Source organism: Micrococcus flavus, from assembly GCF_014204815.1.
In the GTDB taxonomy this organism is placed as follows: domain Bacteria; phylum Actinomycetota; class Actinomycetes; order Actinomycetales; family Micrococcaceae; genus Micrococcus; species Micrococcus flavus.
This window is the reverse complement of record NZ_JACHMC010000001.1, coordinates 1,977,594-1,994,723: the sequence shown is the minus strand read 5'-3', so window position 1 is coordinate 1,994,723 and position 17,130 is coordinate 1,977,594. Positions and strand designations below refer to the sequence as shown.

Below are 17,130 nucleotides of genomic sequence, written 5' to 3'. Positions count from 1 at the left end.
GCCGCCGGGAGACGCGCTCCCGACGGCCCGCCGTCGTCGTCCGGGGTGGGCGGCCGCCCCGCCCGGTCAGCGCTGCTGACCGGGCGCGTGCGCGCGGCCGCGGCCCGGGTGGCCGCCCGGCTTGCCGTGGTCACCCTGGCCCGGGTGCACGCCCGGCTTGCCGTTGCCCCCCTGGCCCGGATGGACGCCGGCGCAGCGCATCCACGCGGCCGCGTTGAAGGCGGCGTCGCACTGTTCGCCCGGCGCCGGGGTCACCGGGTCCACGGGGTCGACCGGGTCCACCGGGTCGGTGGCGGGCCCGTCGAGCTGCATGCCCACGAGGATCGGATTGTGGTCCGAGGAGCGCCACTGGTCGGGCGAGTAGAGGTCCTCGGCGGTGTAGTTGTGCCGCGAGTACTCCAGGGCGATCGACTCGTTGGCGTTGATCATCCAGATGTCCTGGCCGGTCACCGTGGCGTCCGCGGCGGGCGAGGCGAACACGTGGTCCAGGCTGCCCACGGCGCCGTCGTACGTGTACGAGTACTCGTCCGTCTTGGCGCCCTGGGAGATGTAGCCGGCGGCCTCGATCACCCGGATCGGGTCCTCCTGCTCGTAGGCGTTGAAGTCGCCCAGCAGCAGGACCCGGTCGGTGCCGGCCCGCACCTTCATCTCCTCCGCGAAGGCGACGAGCGCCTCGGCCTGGGCCACGCGGTCGGCGTTGTAGGCGCCCTGACCGTCGCCGGAGTCCACGTTGTCGCCGGTGGCGCCGGACCCGCCCTTGGACTTGAAGTGGTTGGTGATGGCCACGAAGTCGGTGCCCTCGACGCCCTCGGGGGTGCCGTCCGCCACGCGGAAGTGCTGGGCCAGCGGCTCGCGGGCGTTGTCGAAGTTCACCTGGTCGTCCAGGAGGACGGACTCGCCGATCGGGGTGACCTCGGCCGGCTGGTAGATGAACGCCGAGCGGATGACGTCCTCGTCCTCGACCGCGGGGCGGTCCGTGGGGGAGGCGACGTAGGCCCACTTCTCCTCACCGGCCTGCGCGTTCAGGGCGTCCACGAGGTGCGCGAGCGCATGGTCGCGGTCGAGGCCGAACTTCTCGGAGTTCTCGATCTCCTCGAGGGCGACCACGGACGTGTTGAGGCCGTTGATCGCGGTGGCGATCTTCTCCTGCTGGCGCAGGAAGTCCTCGGTCTCGTACGCGCCGCGGGGCAGGCACCCGTTCGTGGTGACGGGATCGCCGTCACGGTCGCGGTAGGCGCCGCAGCCGGCGACCTCCTCGCCCAGGGTGGTGAAGTAGTTGAGCACGTTGAAGCTGGCCACGCTGACGTTGCCGCCCACGGCCTCGGGCGCCGCCTCCTTCGGGCGGTCGTCCGCCACGGACACGGGCTCCACGCGCTCGGCGTTCGCGTCGGTGAGCTGCTCGAGCGGCTGGAAGGACCAGGCGTCGTACCGGTAGTCCAGGATCACCGGCGTGCGGAAGTCGAGCGAGGCGCCGACACGCACCGGGTCGTCGAGGTCGAGGTACGGCAGCGTGCCCTGGTTGCCCGGCGAGCGGCCGAAGTCGGTGGCGGCGCCGTCGTCGAGGACGATCAGCTTCTGGGCGTTCGCCTCGGCGACGGCCTGGGCCTCGGCGCCAGGCAGGGCCACCGAGGTCGGGTTGTCCAGCGGGTCGGTGCCCGGGACGATGCCCAGGGACCCGTAGCGGTTGACGTCGTAGTTGTCCGTGACCGTCCACTCGCCGGCGGGGGCCAGCAGCTCGCCCTCGTGGGCCTCCTTCTCCGCCTCGGTCAGGGGGAAGGACAGCGCGCGGGGGCTGACCGTGCCGGCCGCGGCCGAGGTCTGCACGCCGCCGGCGGACACCGTGATCTGGGTCAGGCCGTAGTACTCGCCGGCCGTGCCGGTGACCGTGACGGTCTCGCCCAGCGCCACGGAGCCGACGGTCTCGGGGGAGTAGACGAAGACGCCGTCGGAGGCGCCGGGGGTGGCGTCCTCGACCCCGCCGGAGCCGGGCGTCTGGATGTAGTAGCCGTTGAACCCGCCGGTGGAGTAGACCGCCGTGACCACGCCCGTGGTGGTGACGGCCTGGCCGTCGTAGGGGGTCGCGGAGCCCGTGCCCTGGATCTCGGCGATGCTCAGCACCGGGGCCGTCGGCGCCGGGTCCACCGGGTCCACGGGATCGACCGGGTCCACCGGCGGCTCGCCCGAGGCGGAGGAGGCGGTCGGCGTCGGGGTGTCGGTGAGCGTGAAGTCCGCCGCGTTGTCGTCCGTGTCCACCCCGTCGGTGCGGGTCATGGACTTCGGATCCGTGTTGGCGGAGGGAGCGGCGGCCGGGGCGGTCTCGTAGGTGTTCGAGGTGCCGTAGCCCAGCACGTCCGCGACCCCGGCGACGTCGTCGGTCAGGATCGAGCCGACGGGCAGGCCCGTGACGGTGCCGGCCTGGTCGGCGAGCACGATGGTGCCCTTCGTCCCGGCCGGGTTGAACGAGCCGCCGGCCACGAGGTCCGCCTCGGGCAGGGCGGCGCTGGTGGTGCCGTTGGAGCCGCCGGAGATGAGGAAGTGGCCCTTCGCCGGGATCACACCCGAGAGCGCCACCGTGTTGGTCGGAGAGGACGTGCCGGTGGCGGAGCGGTACTGCAGCGACCAGCCGTCCAGGCTGATCGGCTGGTCCGTGGGGTTGTACAGCTCCACGAACTTGTGCGTGTAGACCGCGTTGGCGGAGCCGCCGTTCGTGTAGGCCTCGTTGATGACGAGGGAGTCCCCGGCCGGGGAGGCCTGGGCGGGGGCGGACAGGACGGCGGGGGCGAGCAGCGTCAGGGCCGCCGCGGTGGCGGCAGTGCGGACGAGGCGCAGGCGGGGCGCGTGCATGGGGTTCCTCTCGGAGGGGGCTGGGCGAGGTCGGGGGTGGAGCACGACGACGGCGGCGGGCCTGGGCGGGCCCGCCGCCGTCGCCGGACACCGGCCGTGGGGACGGCCGGCGGTGCGGGGTCAGCGCGCGGTGGTGAGGCGGCGGCGCGCCGTCAGGAGGACGCCGGCACCGAGCGCGGCGAGGGCGGCCACGGGCCAGGCGGCATCGTCGCCGGTCTGGACCTTCTCGGGCACCGTGTGGTGCGCCTCGTCGGCGTTCTCCTCACCCTTCACCGGGCCGAGGCCCTGGCCGGGGTGGTCGTCACCCTTGACGGGGCCGTGGCCCTGGCCCGGGTGCGCCGGGTCGGCGGGGTCGGCCGGCTGGCCCGGGTGCGTGGGATGGACCGGGTGGGTCGGCTGCGCAGGGTGGGTGGGCTCGGCGGGCTCCTCGCCGGCGGCCGCGGTGACCTCCAGGGCGTGGCGGACCACCGTCGTCGTGCCGTCCTCGTAGGACACGGTCATGACGAGCTCACCGGTGCCGGCGTCCTGCGGGGCCGTGATGCCGGAGAGGGTGACGGACTCCTCGCCCGCCGGGACCTCCACGGTGCCCAGCTCGACGGTCTCGCCGTCCGCGGTGACGAAGGAGACCGCCACGGACGTCGCGGCGGGGGCGCCGTCGGAGTCGATCACGAGGTCGCCGAGTGTCAGGACGATCTCCTGGCCGGCCTCCACAGTGGCCGGGGCGCCGGTGACCGGCACGCCCTTCTTCGCGTAGTCCGGGGACACCGCGCCCTCGGCCGCGTCCTGCGCACGGGCGTAGGAGACCACTGCGGTGGTGTCCAGGACGCCCAGGTCCACGAAGTTCTCCCGGCCCTCGGCGAAGGCGGTGTAGCCGTCGGGAGCCTTGGTCGGGTCGCCCAGGGAGACCCACGTGTCGTCCGCGAGGAACGACTGCGCGGCCACGGTGTACATGCGGTCCATCTCGAGCGGCTCGCCGTTCAGCCAGACGCCGGTGACCTTGTCCCCCTGCGGGCGGGAGTCGTCGTAGGTCCAGGTGAGCTCCTCGGACCAGCCGAGGGTGAAGACGCGCTCGCCGTCCCGCCAGTTCTGCTCGAGGGCCTGCTTGATGGAGGAGCCGGGGATGTCGAAGTAGGTGAGGGTGTTGCCGAACGGGGCGACGTCCATGATCTCGCCCATGGTCAGCCGGCCCACGAGGTCCTCGGGCTTCTCGGTGAACACGCCGTTGCTGTTGAACCGGTCCACGAACAGCTCCGAGCGCAGGCCGCCCGGGTTCACCACGGCCACGTCCACCTCGGGCTGGGCCGCGGAGACGGAGTGCTTGATGGAGTTCGCCACCCAGTTCCCCAGGGTGGTCTCCGCGCTGCGCGTGCCGCCGGCCTTCCAGGTGCCGCCGGCGTCGAGGCGCTTCTGGTAGTCGGTGGTGATCGAGCCGTCGAGGTCCGCGATCACCTGGGACTGCATGTCCTCGAAGACGGCCACGGCCTCCTGCTCGAGGGCGTACACCTCGGCGGTCACGGCCGACTCGGCGGCGGCCTCGGCCGGGTCCTGCGTGGAGCGCTCCAGCAGCTTCGAGGTCGTCGCCAGGACGGTGCCGTCCGCGTCCAGGGTCAGCTCGACGGCGGCCAGGTGGCTGCCGGAGGCGCCGGCCTGCAGCACGGGGCGCGCGACGCCGTCGTTGTCCGTCTCGAACTGGTAGAGCTGGTGGGTGTGGCCGTTGAAGATCACGTCCACGAGCGGGCTGGTCTCGTTGACCATCCGGTCGAACAGGGCCTTGGCGGCGGTCTCGTCCTCGAGGGCGCCGGAGCCGGCCGCCCCGTCGTGGTAGGAGGCCACGATGACGTCCGCGGTGCCGGCGGCGGCGATGGCCTCGGCCTCGGCGTTGACGGCCTCGACCATGTCCAGGACCAGGTTGCCCTCGAGACCGGCGCCGGTGGTGGTGGCGTAGAGCTCGTTGGGCGATGCGCCGATCACGGCCACACGGACGCCCTCGACCTCCACGATCTCGGAGGCGGCGAGCACGGGCTCCCGGGTCTGCGGGTCCACGAAGTTCGCGGAGAGCACCGGGAAGTCGGCGAGGGGCAGGACGCGGTCGCGCAGGTCGTCCAGCCCGCGGTCGAACTCGTGGTTGCCGGCAGCCAGCGTCTCGAGGCCCAGGGCGTTCATGATCCGGATGGTCGGCTCGTCCTGCTGCACGTTGGACACGGAGGCGGAGCCGCCGATCAGGTCGCCGGCGCTGGTCAGCAGCGTGCTGTCCGCGCCGTGCTCCGCCTCGAAGGCGGTGCGGTAGTCCTCCACCGTGTCGGCGAACTGCGTGCCCGAGTAGTCGGCGGACAGGGCGCCGTGGAAGTCGTTGAAGGACAGGATCGAGATGGTCTGGGTGCCCTCGGCGGTCTCGACGGCGAAGGCCGGGGCGGCGGGCGCGAGCACCAGCGTGGTGCACGCGGCGGCGGCGAGGGTGTGGCGGCGGAACAGGCTGGACATGGGACTCCCCTGGGTGCGACGCCGCGGCGGTCCCGGAGGCTCCGGGAGTCCCGCGGCGGTGACGGTGCGGGCGGCGGGGGTCGTCACCGGCGGCGACGACCGTGTGTCCCATCCCACCACAGCAGGGTGTCGGCCGGGTGAACGGAGGGCGGGCCCGGGGTGGCCAGGCCGGGAATCCCCTCAGGTCGGACGCGGATGGTGCGGGATTCGAACCCGCGGCACGGGGTCACCGCGCACCGGTTTTCAAGACCGGCTCCTTCGGCCGCTCGGACAACCATCCTCGCGGGTCCGCGGCGCCGGGGTGCGGCGCGGATCCGCCGTTCCACTCTAGCCGGTGGCCCGCTCGGGGCTCCGCGCGGGAGGATGGGCGCCGAGGAACCGCGGGTCCCCCGCCCGGCGTGGGCGGGACGGATCCCGAGGCGAGAGGAGACGTAAATGGGACAGGTCCCGCAGGACATGCTGGCCGTGCGTTACGACGGCGCCGGGGGCACGGAGGTGATCCGCGCAGCGCGCGAGCCCGTGCCCGCCCCCGGGCCCGGCGAGGTGCTGGTGGCGGTGGCCGCCGCAGGCCTCAACCGGGCGGACCTGGTGCAGCGGGCGGGGGACTACCCCGTGCCGCCCGGGGCGTCCGCGATCCCGGGCCTCGAGGTCTCCGGCACGGTCCTGGACGTGGGCCCCGGGGCGGGCATGCCGGGGGAGGGGCGCTTCGGCGTCGGCGACCGGGTGTGCGCGCTCCTGGTGGGCGGGGGCTACGCCGAGCACGTCGTCGTCCCGGCCGGACAGCTGATGGCCGTCCCGGACGGGGTGGACCTCGTGGACGCGGCCGCGCTGCCCGAGGTCGCGTGCACGGTCCACTCGAACCTCGTGGCCGCCGCCCGTGTCCAGGCCGGGGAGTGGGCGCTGGTGCACGGCGCCACCGGTGGCATCGGCTCCTTCGCCGTCCAATACCTCGCGGCCACCGGCGTGCGGGTGCTCGGCACCGCCGGCGGGGAGGCCAAGGTCGCCCGCGCCCTCGAGCTCGGCGCCGAGGCCGCGTTCGACCACCGTGCCGCGCCGGCGGGCGCGTTCGCGGAGTGGGTGCGGGACGTCACGGGCGGGCACGGTGCGGACGTGGTGCTCGACGTCGTCGGGGGTCCCTACCTCGCGCCCAACGTGCGCGCGCTGGCGATGGACGGGCGGATCGTGGTGATCGCCGTGCAGGGCGGGCCGATCCCCGAGGACTTCCACCTCATGCGCCTCGCGGCGCGACGGGGCTGGATCACCGGGTCGCTGCTGCGTCCGCGGCCCGTGGCGGAGAAGGCGCGGATCGTGGCGGCGACCGAGCGCGCGGTCTGGCCGCTCGTGGCCGCCGGCCGGATCCACCACTCCGTGGTGGCCCGCCTCCCGCTGGCGGAGGCCGCCGCGGCGCAGGAGTTCTTCGACGCCGACGACCGCACGGGCAAGGTCCTGCTGGTCACCGACGACGCCGACGTCCGCCGCCCGGAGGTCGACCGGTGAGGGGCCCGTTCTCCCGCCTCCGACAGCGCCGCACGGACGAGCGCGAGCTCGGCACGGGCCTGTGGCGCCGCGGCCACGACCGGTTCGCCCGTGCCCTGGACCGCTACTGGCAGGTCCTGCTGGACGAGCGCACCCCGGGATCGCTGAGCGACGCCGAGCACAACGGCCTGGTGCACGCGGGCAACGAGCTGACGGACCGCCTCGCGGTGGTGCGCGACCTGGCCGTGCGCCTGCACGCCGCGCATCCCGGCGACGACGACCAGCACATCCCGCCGACCACCGCGGCGGTGCACCGCGAGCTCTCCCGTGCCGCGCACGAGCTGGCCGCCACCGCACAGGCGGTCGCCATGGCCCGGCGGTCCCACGGGGGGACGGCGGCCGTGGGACGCCACGCCGAGCGGACCCTGCGGCACGTCGACCGCGCCGTCGAGCTGGCCGCGGGGCTCTGAGCGCTGCGGCCGGGGCGTCCGGACCCGCAGGGCCCGCACAGGGAAGGACCCCGTCGCACGGGGTGCGACGGGGTCCGGGGGAGCCCCCTGCCGGATTCGAACCGGCGACCTGCTCTTTACGAGGGAGCTGCTCTGGCCAGCTGAGCTAAGGAGGCACGCGGCCATGTCGGCCACGGCTGACCACCCTACCGTGTCCCGGGCGGAGACGGCAATCGCATCCCGGGCCGGTCAGCGCGGCGGACGGGGCGTGCGGACGCGGGCCGGCAGGAGGGCGAGCATCATGGCCTCCAGGGCCAGCTGCTCCGGCACGTTCTGGGCCAGGCGCTCGCGGGCGGCGCCGATCGCGTCGATGCGCGCGACCACCTCCGCCGGCGATCCTGCAGCGCCCGCGGCGTAGCGCTCCACCTCGGCGCGGCGGTGCTCGTTGACGAGCTCCCCCGGCGCGCCCAGCTGCACGCGCAGCACGTCCCGGAACAGGCCGATCAGGTCCAGCATGGAGCGGTCCAGGGCGTCCCGGGTGACCCGCTTGCGCCGCCGGGCCTGGTCCTCCTCGAGCCGCTTGACCTGCTGGCGCAGCTTGGGCGGCACCGCCTCCCCCTCGGCGAGGCCGAGCTGCCGATGCAGGGCGGCGAGCTCGTCGGCGTCGCGGGCGGCCGCCGAGGACTCCGCCTCCGCGTGGGAGACCTGCGCGAGGCGGGCGGCCATGCCCATGGCGTCGGAGACCGCCGTGGTCTGCAGGGGCAGGGACAGGACGTCCTCGCGGCGGGCCAGGGCCTCGGGGTCGCGGGCCAGCCGCCGGGCCACGCCCACGTGGCACTGCGAGATCCGGGCGGTCAGCAGTGCGGTGTCCGCATCCAGGCCGTCCCGGCGCCGCAGCAGCGCGGCCACGTCCTCCACCGCGGGGATGCGCAGGGTCTCCACGCGGCAGCGCGAGCGGATGGTGGGCAGCACGTCCGCGGGCGAGGGGGCGCACAGCATCCACACCGTCCGCGGAGGCGGCTCCTCGATGGCCTTGAGCAGCACGTTGGTGGCGCGCTCGGTCATGCGGTCGGCATCCTCGATCACGAAGATCCGCCAACGGCCGGTGGCGGGGGTGGACTGGGCGGCCTCCACGAGAGCGCGCACGTCCTCGATCCGGTAGTGCACGGCCTCCGTGGCCAGCACGGTGACGTCCGGGTGCGTCCCTCCCAGCACGGTGCGGCACGCGTGGCACCGGCCGCAGCCGCGCCGTGCGGGGTCGGGCTCCGCGCACTGCAGGGCCGCGGCGAAGGCCCGGGCCGCGGAGGACCGCCCGGAGCCGGGTGGGCCCGTGAAGAGCCAGGCGTGGGCGGGGCCGGGCTCGGCGGCGGCGCGGCGCAGACGGGCCACGGAGGCGTCCTGTCCGGCGAGGTCCGCGAAGACGTCCGTGTCCTGGGCGGCGTCGTGCCCCGGCGGCGGGACGGCGGGGGCGCTCACGGGCGCCCCAGCCGCGGGAGGACGTGCTCGACGACGGTCCGGGTGAGCGCCTCGGGGGCGACCCCGGCGTCGAGCACCAGATAGCGGTCCGGCTCGGCGGCGGCGCGCGCCCGGAAGGCCGACCGCAGGCTCTCGTGCGCCGCCGCGGTCTCCTGCTCCATGCGGTCGGGTGCGTGCCCGCCCCCCGCGTGCCGGGACGCCCGGCGCCGGCCCGCCGTGTCCGCATCCGCGTCCAGCAGGACGGTCAGGTCCGGGACGAGCCCCTCGGTGGCCCACGCGTTCAGCTCGGCGATCCACGCGGTCCCCAGGCCGCGCACCGCGCCCTGGTACGCCACCGAGGAGTCCACGTAGCGGTCGGTCACCACCACGGTCCCGGCCTCGAGGGCCGGCCGGACCGTGGCCGCCACGTGTGCGGCCCGGGCGGCGGCGAACAGCAGCGCCTCGGTGCGCGCGTCCACGGGCCCGTGCGCGGGGTCCAGCAGCAGCCCGCGCACGGCCTCGCCGAGCGGCGACCCGCCCGGCTCGCGTGTCAGGAGCGTCTCGTGGCCCGCGGCGCGCAGGGCGGCGGCGACGGCGCGGGCCTGGGTGGACTTGCCGGTGCCGTCCGCGCCCTCGAGGGCGAGGAACAGTCCCCGACGCGCGGACACGCCGGGTCCGGCGGCGGGGGCGGGACGCTGCGGGGAGGCGGGGGAGGGTCTCACCCCTCGAGCGTAGACGCCGCCCCGGACACCGCATCCGGCCGGCGGCCCGAGTCCCTAGACTGGAGGGCATGAGCGCCCCGATGTCCTTCGCCGTCATGGCCGGTGACTGGCTGTTCCTCGCCCTCGCCGTCCTGGCCCTCCTCGTGGAGGTGTGGGCCTTCGCGGACGTGCTGCGCCGCAGCCCCCAGGCCTTCGAGCGCGTCGGCGGCCGCCCCAAGAGCTTCTGGCTGCTGCTGACGGGCATCGCCGTCGTCGTCGGCGTGCTGAGCGTGCTGACCAGCCGTGGCGGGCTCGGCCTCTTCGGCCTGGCCGCCGTGTGCGTGGCCTCCGTCTACCTCGCCGGCACCCGACCGGACCTCGACTTCTACGGCGGGCGCCGCTGACGTCCCCCGGCCCTGCCGCGCTCAGGGCGCGCCGGGCGCCACGGCGTCCCAGAGGACGCTGAGCTCTCCGCGTCGCCAGCGGCGCTCACGGCCGAGCACGGGCCACCCGCCCGCTCGCAGGGAGCTGACCGTGGCGAGCCACCGCTGTCGCGTCCCGTAGGCCCCCAGCGGCGCGTGCACGGCCCAGGCGGCGTCGGCGTCGGCCAGGAGGCGATGCACCGCCTCCCCGGGCACATGTCGGTGGATCAGGGCCTTGGGCAGCCGCTCGGCCACGTCGGAGGGTCGCTCGAAGGCGCCCAGCCGCAGCGCGAGCGTCAGCGAGACCGGACCCGTGCGGTCCAGTTCGACCCACGCGGCGCGCCGGCCGTCCTCCGAGCACGTGCCCTCCACCAGCAGCCCGTCCGGGGCGAGGCGCGAGCACATCAGGTCCCACACCTCCGGCACGTCCTCCTCGCGGTACTGGCGGAGGACGTTGAACGCCCGGACCACGGTGGGCGGGCGCGGCACGTCCAGCTCGAAGCCTCCGTGGGCCCAGCCGAGGCCGGGCAGGGCGGGGGCGGTGGCGCGGGCGTGGGCCACGCGCTCCGGGTCGATCTCCAGGCCGAGCAGCTCGAGTGCCGGGTTCACCGCCCGCAGGCGGGTGAACATCTCGACGGCGGTCACCGGCTCGGCGCCGAAGCCCAGGTCCACCACCAGGGGGGCCGCCGTGCCCCGCAGCAGCGGGCCGTGGACGTCCGCGAGCCAGCGGTCCACGCGCCGCATGCGCTGCGCCGCGGTGGTGCCGCGGGTGACATGGCCGCGGGGGCCGCCCCGGGCGCGACCCCGCAGACCGGTCGGCGCGGACCCCTCGAGCCGTCGCGCCTTCTGGACCATGGGTGCCAGCCTAGCCATGGGGTGCCGTGGTGGCCGCCGTCGTGGCGCCCACCACGGGGGCGACGCCTAGGATGGGGCCATGGCTGACACCTACAAGCTGATCCTGTTGCGGCACGGTCAGAGCGACTGGAACGAGAAGAACCTGTTCACCGGCTGGGTGGACGTCCCGCTGACGGAGAAGGGCCGCGCCGAGGCGTCCCGCGGCGGCGAGCTGCTGGCCGCCGAGGGCCTGGAGCCGGACGTGCTGCACACGTCCCTCCTGAAGCGCGCCATCACCACCGCGAACCTCGCCCTCGAGGCCGCGGACCGCCAGTGGATCCCGGTCAAGCGCTCCTGGCGCCTGAACGAGCGCCACTACGGCGCCCTCCAGGGCAAGGACAAGGCCCAGGTCAAGGAGGAGTTCGGCGAGGAGCAGTTCATGGTGTGGCGCCGCTCCTTCGACGTCCCGCCGCCCGCGCTGGACGACGACTCCGAGTTCTCCCAGGCCGGCGAGGAGCGCTACGCGGACATCGGCCCCGAGGCGCCGCGCACCGAGGCCCTCAAGCAGGTCATCGACCGCCTGCTGCCCTACTGGGAGGAGCAGATCGTCCCGGACCTGAAGGCCGGGAAGACCGTCCTGGTGGCCGCGCACGGCAACTCGCTGCGCGCCCTGGTCAAGCACCTGGACGGGATCTCCGACGACGAGATCGCCGGCCTGAACATCCCCACCGGCATCCCGCTGTACTACGAGCTGGACCAGGACCTGAAGCCGGTCACCGCGCACGGCCGCTACCTGGACCCGGAGGCCGCCGCCGCCGGCGCCGCCGCCGTGGCCGCCCAGGGCGACAAGAAGTGAGGGGACGGGGCGCCGCCTGGTGGCGCCCCGTGGCACCGACGGGCCCGGGCCCGGCTCAGACGGAGCCGACCTCGGGCCCGCGGCGCGTCTGCTCGCCCGTCACGAGGTAGCGGACCTTGGCGGCCACGGACAGGCCGTGGTCCGTGAACCGCTCCAGGTAGCGCGAGGCGAGCGTGACGTCCGTGGTGGTGGACGGCGTCGCCGTCCAGGTGGGGGCGGCGATGGCCCGGAACACGGCGACGTGGTGCTCGTTGACCACCTCGTTGAGCTCGTGGATGCGGTCGGCGTGCGCGAGGTCCTGGGTCTCCAGCAGGAGGACCACCTCGTGGGCCACCTTCACCGCGGCGTCCGCCATCTCGGCGAACAGCACCCGCATGTCCGCCGGGATCACGAGCTCCGGGTAGCGCAGGCGCGTGAGCTGGGCGAGGTGCCGGGCGAGGTCGCCCATGCGCTCGAGCGAGGCGCTCATCCGCAGGCTCGCGAGCACCGTGCGCAGGTCCGTGGCCACGGGGGCCTGCAGCGCGAGCAGGCGGGCGGCCTGGTCGTCGAGGGCCTCCTGCAGCCGGTCGATCCGGGCGTCCTCCGTGATCACCCGTTCGGCTTCGTGGACGTCGGCCGTCTCGAGGGCGGTCCGCGCGTCGAGCACGGCGCCGTGGACGAGTCGGGCGATCTCGAGGAGGTCGCGGCCCAGCCGGGCCAGGTTGGCGCGGTACAGCTCGCGCATGGTGCCGCCTCCCCTCCTCACGCGCACGGCCCGGACGCACGTCGCCCCGGGTGGATGAGCAGCCCACCCTCCCAGGGCGAGGTGAACGCGGTGTGAACACGGCGTCGACGTCGTCTGTCGCCCGGAGATCCGCGGGCGGGCGCGTGCGCACGGGCTACCCTGGGGGCGTGGATCCCGTCATCATCGGCCTGCTGTGCGGCGCGGTCGGACTGCTCATCGGAGTGGCCTCCATGCTGGCCTTCCGCGCGTCCGAGCGCTCGCGCACGGTCGACCTCGCCGTCGGCGAGCCCACCCTCTCGCCCGGGGCCGCCGAGGTCCTCTCGGTCCTCGGCCGGGCGTACGTGGTGGTGGACGCGGTGGACGGCGTGGTGCGGGCCAACCCGTCCGCGTACGCGCTCGGCCTGGTCCGCGGGCACACTCTGGTGCTGGACCAGCTCCGGGACCTCACCCGCTCCGTGCGGGCGGACGGGGTGATCGTGGAGCGCCGCGTGGAGCTTCCGCGCGACCCGCTGGCGCAGTCCACGCTGGTGCTCGAGATGCGGGTGGCGCCCCTGGACGAGGAGTACATCCTCATTCTCGCGGACGACCGCACGGACGCCACCCGCACCGAGGCCATGCGGCACGACTTCGTGGTGAACGTGTCCCATGAGCTCAAGACGCCGGTGGGCGCCATCTCGCTGCTGGCGGAGGCCATCGACGACGCCGCCGACGACGAGGTCGCGGTCCGCCGGTTCGCCACGCGCCTGGGCATCGAGTCCACCCGCCTGACCGCGCTGGTGCAGGACATCATCGAGTTCTCCCGCGTCCAGGCCAAGGACGTGGTCCGCGAGGGCGGGCCCGTGGACCTCAACCGCGTGGTGGCCGAGGCCGTGGACCGGCTGCGGCTGACGGCCGAGGCGCGGGACATCCGGCTCAAGGCCGGCGGCCGGGTGGACGCCGTGGTGCACGGGGACGCGGACCAGCTCATGACGGCGGTCCGGAACCTCGTGGACAACGCGGTGCGGTACTCCCCGGACGGGACCACCGTGGGCATCGGCCTGTCCTCGCGGGACGGGCTGGCGCAGATCACGGTCACAGACCAGGGCGTGGGCATCAGCCCCGAGGAGCAGGGCCGCGTCTTCGAGCGGTTCTACCGGGTGGACGGGGCCCGTTCCCGTCAGACCGGCGGCACGGGCCTGGGGCTGAGCATCGTCAAGCACGTGGTCATCAACCACGGCGGTGAGGTGACCCTGTGGTCCCAGCCCGGCCGTGGCTCGACCTTCACCATCCGGCTGCCCGAATGGGAGGAGCCCGCCGTGCGCGGGGCCGCCCCCGTCGAGCCGCCGTCCACCGAGCGCCGAGGGGGCCGCGCCGCGGTCTCCGCGGCCCCGTCCCGTAAGGAGCACAGCGCATGAGCCGGATCCTGATCGTCGAGGACGAGGAGTCCTTCAGCGACCCCCTCTCCTACCTCCTCACCAAGGAGGGCTTCGAGGTGGCCGTCGCCGCCGACGGCAACGAGGGGCTCGAGGAGTTCGACCGCGGCGGAGCGGACCTGATCCTGCTCGACCTCATGCTTCCGGGGATGTCCGGCACGGAGGTGTGCCGCCAGGTGCGGCAGCGCTCCAACGTCCCGATCATCATGCTGACCGCCAAGGACTCCGAGATCGACAAGGTGGTGGGGCTCGAGCTTGGCGCGGACGACTACGTCACCAAGCCCTACTCCTCCCGCGAGCTGGTGGCCCGCGTCCGTGCCGTGCTGCGCCGCCGCGGCGAGCCCGAGGAGCTGATCGCCTCCACCGTGGCCGCGGGGCCGGTCCGCATGGACGTGGAGCGGCACGTGGTGGCCGTGGGCGGTGAACAGGTGAACCTGCCGCTCAAGGAGTTCGAGCTGCTGGAGATGCTCCTGCGCAATGCGGGCCGCGTGCTCACGCGGGGCCAGCTGATCGACCGCGTGTGGGGGTCCGACTACGTGGGGGACACCAAGACCCTCGACGTGCACGTCAAGCGCCTGCGCTCCAAGATCGAGCCGGACCCCTCGAATCCGCGTCACCTCGTGACCGTCCGCGGCCTGGGCTACAAGTTCGAGGCCTGACGGGCTCCTCCCGGAACGACGTCGGCCCGCCGCCTCCGCAGGGAGGGGCGGGCCGACGTCGCCGGGGCGGGGGACGGGGCGCGCCCCGTCCGGGTCAGTGACCCTCGCCGTAGTGCAGGGTCTCCTGGTCGAGGTGTTCGGTGGAGGGCTGCTGGCCGGCGGGCAGGTACTCGGCGTAGTGCTCCTGCGTGGCGGACAGGACCGGGACGGCGACGTCCACGGAGGCGCCGTCGGCGGCGATGGTGCCCTGCGCGTTCTGGCCCGGCCAGACGTTGCGCTCGATCTCCTGCCTGTTCTGCTCGTCCTCGAGGCGCACGGACTGGCCGGCGGGGACCTGGACGGTGGCCTGGCCGCCGTCCTGCAGCGCGATGGTGTACGTCTTGTCCGCGTCCGTGGGGTTCTTCAGCGTGCCGATCAGGCGCGCGGGGCCCGAGGCGCCCTCGCCGACGAGGGCGAGGTTGCGGACCTCCACGAGGTCCGGCTGGGTGACGACGATGCCGTCCGACGGGCTGTAGGGGATGGCCGTGGCCACCGGGCTCACGGCGGAGCAGCCGGTGGCGCCGAGGAGGGCGGTGAGGGCGAGAGCGCCTGCGGCGATGCGACGCCGGGCGGGCCGGGAGGCGGCGGACTTCACGGAGGTTCTCCTACAGGTGCGTTGACGGAGTCGCCCCCACGGGGGCTCGGGGATACGCTACCGCATCGGGGTGCGCCCACCCCCGATGGGACGCGGACCCCATTATCACACTCGCCTGCCCGGGACCGGCACGGACGCACGGCGTTTCCCGCCCCCATGCTAGGATGTAGCGACTGGAAAGGGGCATTTCACATGGTTTTCGAGGTTGGAGAGACCGTCGTCTATCCCCATCACGGTGCGGCTCGCATCGAGGAGATCAAGACGCGCACCGTCAGGGGCGAAGAGAAGATGTACCTCAAGCTGAAGGTGGCGCAGGGGGATCTGACCATCGAGGTGCCCGCGGAGAACGTGGACCTGGTCGGCGTCCGGGACGTCGTGGACTCGGAGGGCCTGGAGCACGTCATCCAGGTGCTGCAGGCCGAGCACGTGGAGGAGCCCACCAACTGGTCGCGCCGCTACAAGGCCAATCTGGAGAAGCTGGCCAGCGGGGACGTGAACAAGGTCGCCGAGGTCGTGCGGGACCTGTGGCGCCGCGACCACGACCGCGGCCTGTCCGCGGGGGAGAAGCGCATGCTCTCCAAGGCCCGCCAGGTGCTCGTCTCGGAGCTCGCACTGGCCAAGAAGGTCACCGAGGAGGAGGCCGAGGGCATGCTGGACACGGTGCTCGAGGGCTGATCCTCCACCCACCAGGACCCCGTGACGGCGGGGCGGACCGGAGACGGGCCGCCCCGCCGTCGTCGTCCGGGCGGTGTGCGCCGGCCCCCGCGTGCTTTCCCCCGCCCCTCCCTAGGATGGCCGCATGCCCACCGCACTCGTGATCGCCGCCGCCGGGGCCGGCACCCGCCTCGGTGCCGGCGTGCCCAAGGCCCTCGCCCCGCTCGCCGACGGCCGCCCCCTCCTGGACCACTGCCTCGAGTCCGTCGCCGTGGCCCGGGCCGCGGGCGTCGTGCTGGACGCCGTGGTGGTCCTCGTCCCGCCCGCCGGGGCCGACGCGCGGCGGGTCGCCGACGTCGTCGCGCGCCACGAGCCGGACCTGGCCGTCCCGGTGACGTGCGTCCCCGGTGGCGCCGAGCGGGCCGACTCGGTCCGCGCGGGCCTGGCCGCTGCCGACGCGGCCCTGACCGACGCCGGCCACGCCGCCGGGTCCGGGCCGCGCCATGTCCTGGTGCACGACGCCGCCCGCGCCTTCACCCCGCCGTCCGTGTTCCGCGCGGTGCAGGACGCCCTCGGGGACGGTGCGCCCGCGGCGGTCCCCGGACTGCCCGTGACGGACACGATCAAGACCGTCGCGGGTCCGGCGGAGCAGCCCGTCGTCACCGGCACGCCGGCGCGGTCCTCCCTGCGCGCCGTCCAGACGCCGCAGGGCTTCGACCTCGACCTCCTCCTGGCCGCCCACGAGGCGGCCCGCGCGTCGGCGGAGGCGGACCCGGCCGCCCTCACCGACGACGCCATGGCCATGGAGGCCGCCGGCCACGCGGTGCGCGTGGTCCCCGGGGACGAGGCCGCGTTCAAGGTGACCTCGCCCCGCGACCTCGGCACGGCCGCCGGGATGCTGGCGAGCCCCGAGCGGGTGGAGGCCACCCCCGCCCGCGCCCCCGCCCGCGCCCCCGCCGCGTCCGTCCCCGCCCTGCCGCGTACCGGCTTCGGCACGGACGTGCACGCGTGGGCCCCCGAGGACGCCCCGCGCCCGCTGTGGCTCGGGTGCGTGGAGTGGCCGGGCCAGCGCGGCGTGGCCGCCACCTCGGACGGCGACGTCGCGGCACATGCGGCCTGCAACGCGCTGCTCTCCGCCGCCGGCCTGGGGGATCTGGGCGCCGTGTTCGGCGTGGACCGCGTCGAGATGCGCGGGGCCACCGGCGCCGCGATGCTCGAGCACGTGGCGGGCCTGCTCGCTGCGGCCGGGTTCCGCATCGGCAACGTGGCCGTGCAGGTGGTGGCGCCCCGGCCCAAGGTGGGCACGCGGCGCGCGGAGATGGAGCGGGCCATGTCCGCGGCGCTCGGCGGTGCCCCGGTGTCCGTCTCGGCGGCCACCACGGACCGGCTCGGGTTCATCGGCCGGGGCGAGGGGCTCGTGGGGTTCGCGACGGCGCTGGTGGTCCCCCTCGCCTGACCCCGCGGCCCCGGGCGCCGACGCCACCAGCCACTACGCTGGTCCCGACCCGCCCCACGACCGTCCGGAAGGA

15 protein-coding genes and 2 tRNA genes are annotated in these 17,130 nt (G+C 74.7%); 8 read left to right on the top strand and 9 right to left on the bottom strand.

Annotated elements, in window-relative coordinates:
* Positions 1–66: 66 nt before the first annotated feature.
* The 3 genes from BJ976_RS09225 to BJ976_RS09215 form a co-directional block, all read right to left on the bottom strand.
* The gene (locus BJ976_RS09225; RefSeq protein ID WP_135030318.1) at positions 67–2,844 is read right to left on the bottom strand and encodes an ExeM/NucH family extracellular endonuclease; all 2,778 of its coding nucleotides are present in this window, start codon (positions 2,842–2,844) and stop codon (positions 67–69) included.
* A gap of 120 nt (positions 2,845–2,964) precedes the next feature.
* Positions 2,965–5,325, bottom strand: coding sequence for a bifunctional metallophosphatase/5'-nucleotidase (locus BJ976_RS09220; protein WP_135030319.1), 2,361 nt, complete (start codon positions 5,323–5,325; stop codon positions 2,965–2,967).
* A gap of 192 nt (positions 5,326–5,517) precedes the next feature.
* A tRNA-Ser gene (locus BJ976_RS09215) sits at positions 5,518–5,605 on the bottom strand.
* 176 nt (positions 5,606–5,781) lie between these two features.
* On the opposite strand from BJ976_RS09215, the gene BJ976_RS09210 reads away from it, so the two are divergent.
* Together BJ976_RS09210 and BJ976_RS09205 are read left to right on the top strand one after the other, a co-directional pair.
* Entirely contained in the window at positions 5,782–6,822 is a 1,041-nt protein-coding gene (locus BJ976_RS09210) for an NAD(P)H-quinone oxidoreductase (RefSeq protein WP_135030340.1), read from the top strand.
* Positions 6,819–7,271, top strand: coding sequence for a hypothetical protein (locus BJ976_RS09205; RefSeq protein WP_135030320.1), 453 nt, complete (start codon positions 6,819–6,821; stop codon positions 7,269–7,271). Before BJ976_RS09210 ends, BJ976_RS09205 begins: the two co-directional genes overlap by 4 nt.
* An 81-nt stretch (positions 7,272–7,352) precedes the next feature.
* Here BJ976_RS09205 and BJ976_RS09200 read toward each other — a convergent pair.
* From BJ976_RS09200 to tmk, 3 genes are all read right to left on the bottom strand, one after another.
* Positions 7,353–7,426 (bottom strand) — tRNA-Thr (locus tag BJ976_RS09200).
* A gap of 73 nt (positions 7,427–7,499) precedes the next feature.
* Positions 7,500–8,726 carry a DNA polymerase III subunit delta' gene (locus BJ976_RS09195; RefSeq protein WP_135030321.1) on the bottom strand — a complete coding sequence of 409 codons (1,227 nt, stop codon included), beginning with the start codon at positions 8,724–8,726 and terminating at the stop codon, positions 7,500–7,502.
* Positions 8,723–9,373, bottom strand: a complete 651-nt coding sequence (gene tmk / locus BJ976_RS09190; protein WP_229667460.1) for a dTMP kinase — start codon at positions 9,371–9,373, stop codon at positions 8,723–8,725. Before tmk ends, BJ976_RS09195 begins: the two co-directional genes overlap by 4 nt.
* A gap of 122 nt (positions 9,374–9,495) precedes the next feature.
* Here tmk and BJ976_RS09185 point away from each other — a divergent pair, with 122 nt between their 5' ends.
* The gene (locus BJ976_RS09185) at positions 9,496–9,810 is read left to right on the top strand and encodes a DUF2516 family protein (RefSeq protein WP_229667458.1); all 315 of its coding nucleotides are present in this window, start codon (positions 9,496–9,498) and stop codon (positions 9,808–9,810) included.
* 21 nt (positions 9,811–9,831) lie between these two features.
* On the opposite strand, the gene BJ976_RS09180 is transcribed toward BJ976_RS09185, so the two are convergent.
* Positions 9,832–10,683 carry a class I SAM-dependent methyltransferase gene (locus BJ976_RS09180; RefSeq protein ID WP_135030322.1) on the bottom strand — a complete coding sequence of 284 codons (852 nt, stop codon included), beginning with the start codon at positions 10,681–10,683 and terminating at the stop codon, positions 9,832–9,834.
* Between the two features lie 79 nt (positions 10,684–10,762).
* Between BJ976_RS09180 and BJ976_RS09175 the strand changes: the two genes are divergently transcribed.
* Positions 10,763–11,518 (top strand): phosphoglyceromutase, encoded by a 756-nt coding sequence (locus BJ976_RS09175; protein WP_135030323.1) that lies wholly within the window; start codon positions 10,763–10,765, stop codon positions 11,516–11,518.
* A gap of 55 nt (positions 11,519–11,573) precedes the next feature.
* On the opposite strand, the gene phoU is transcribed toward BJ976_RS09175, so the two are convergent.
* Entirely contained in the window at positions 11,574–12,242 is a 669-nt protein-coding gene (gene phoU, locus BJ976_RS09170) for a phosphate signaling complex protein PhoU (protein WP_135030324.1), read from the bottom strand.
* A gap of 167 nt (positions 12,243–12,409) precedes the next feature.
* Here phoU and BJ976_RS09165 point away from each other — a divergent pair, with 167 nt between their 5' ends.
* Positions 12,410–13,636, top strand: a complete 1,227-nt coding sequence (locus BJ976_RS09165) for a sensor histidine kinase (protein WP_135030325.1) — start codon at positions 12,410–12,412, stop codon at positions 13,634–13,636.
* Positions 13,633–14,313, top strand: a complete 681-nt coding sequence (locus tag BJ976_RS09160; RefSeq protein WP_135030326.1) for a response regulator — start codon at positions 13,633–13,635, stop codon at positions 14,311–14,313. Before BJ976_RS09165 ends, BJ976_RS09160 begins: the two co-directional genes overlap by 4 nt.
* Positions 14,314–14,407: 94 nt before the next feature.
* On the opposite strand, the gene BJ976_RS09155 is transcribed toward BJ976_RS09160, so the two are convergent.
* Positions 14,408–14,947 carry a hypothetical protein gene (locus tag BJ976_RS09155; protein WP_135030327.1) on the bottom strand — a complete coding sequence of 180 codons (540 nt, stop codon included), beginning with the start codon at positions 14,945–14,947 and terminating at the stop codon, positions 14,408–14,410.
* Between the two features lie 192 nt (positions 14,948–15,139).
* Here BJ976_RS09155 and BJ976_RS09150 point away from each other — a divergent pair, with 192 nt between their 5' ends.
* Both BJ976_RS09150 and ispF read left to right on the top strand, forming a co-directional pair.
* The gene (locus BJ976_RS09150; RefSeq protein ID WP_135030328.1) at positions 15,140–15,622 is read left to right on the top strand and encodes a CarD family transcriptional regulator; all 483 of its coding nucleotides are present in this window, start codon (positions 15,140–15,142) and stop codon (positions 15,620–15,622) included.
* A 124-nt stretch (positions 15,623–15,746) separates the two neighbouring features.
* A complete protein-coding gene (gene ispF, locus BJ976_RS09145; protein ID WP_135030329.1) occupies positions 15,747–17,057 on the top strand; it encodes a 2-C-methyl-D-erythritol 2,4-cyclodiphosphate synthase in 1,311 nt (436 codons plus the stop codon).
* Positions 17,058–17,130: the final 73 nt, after the last annotated feature.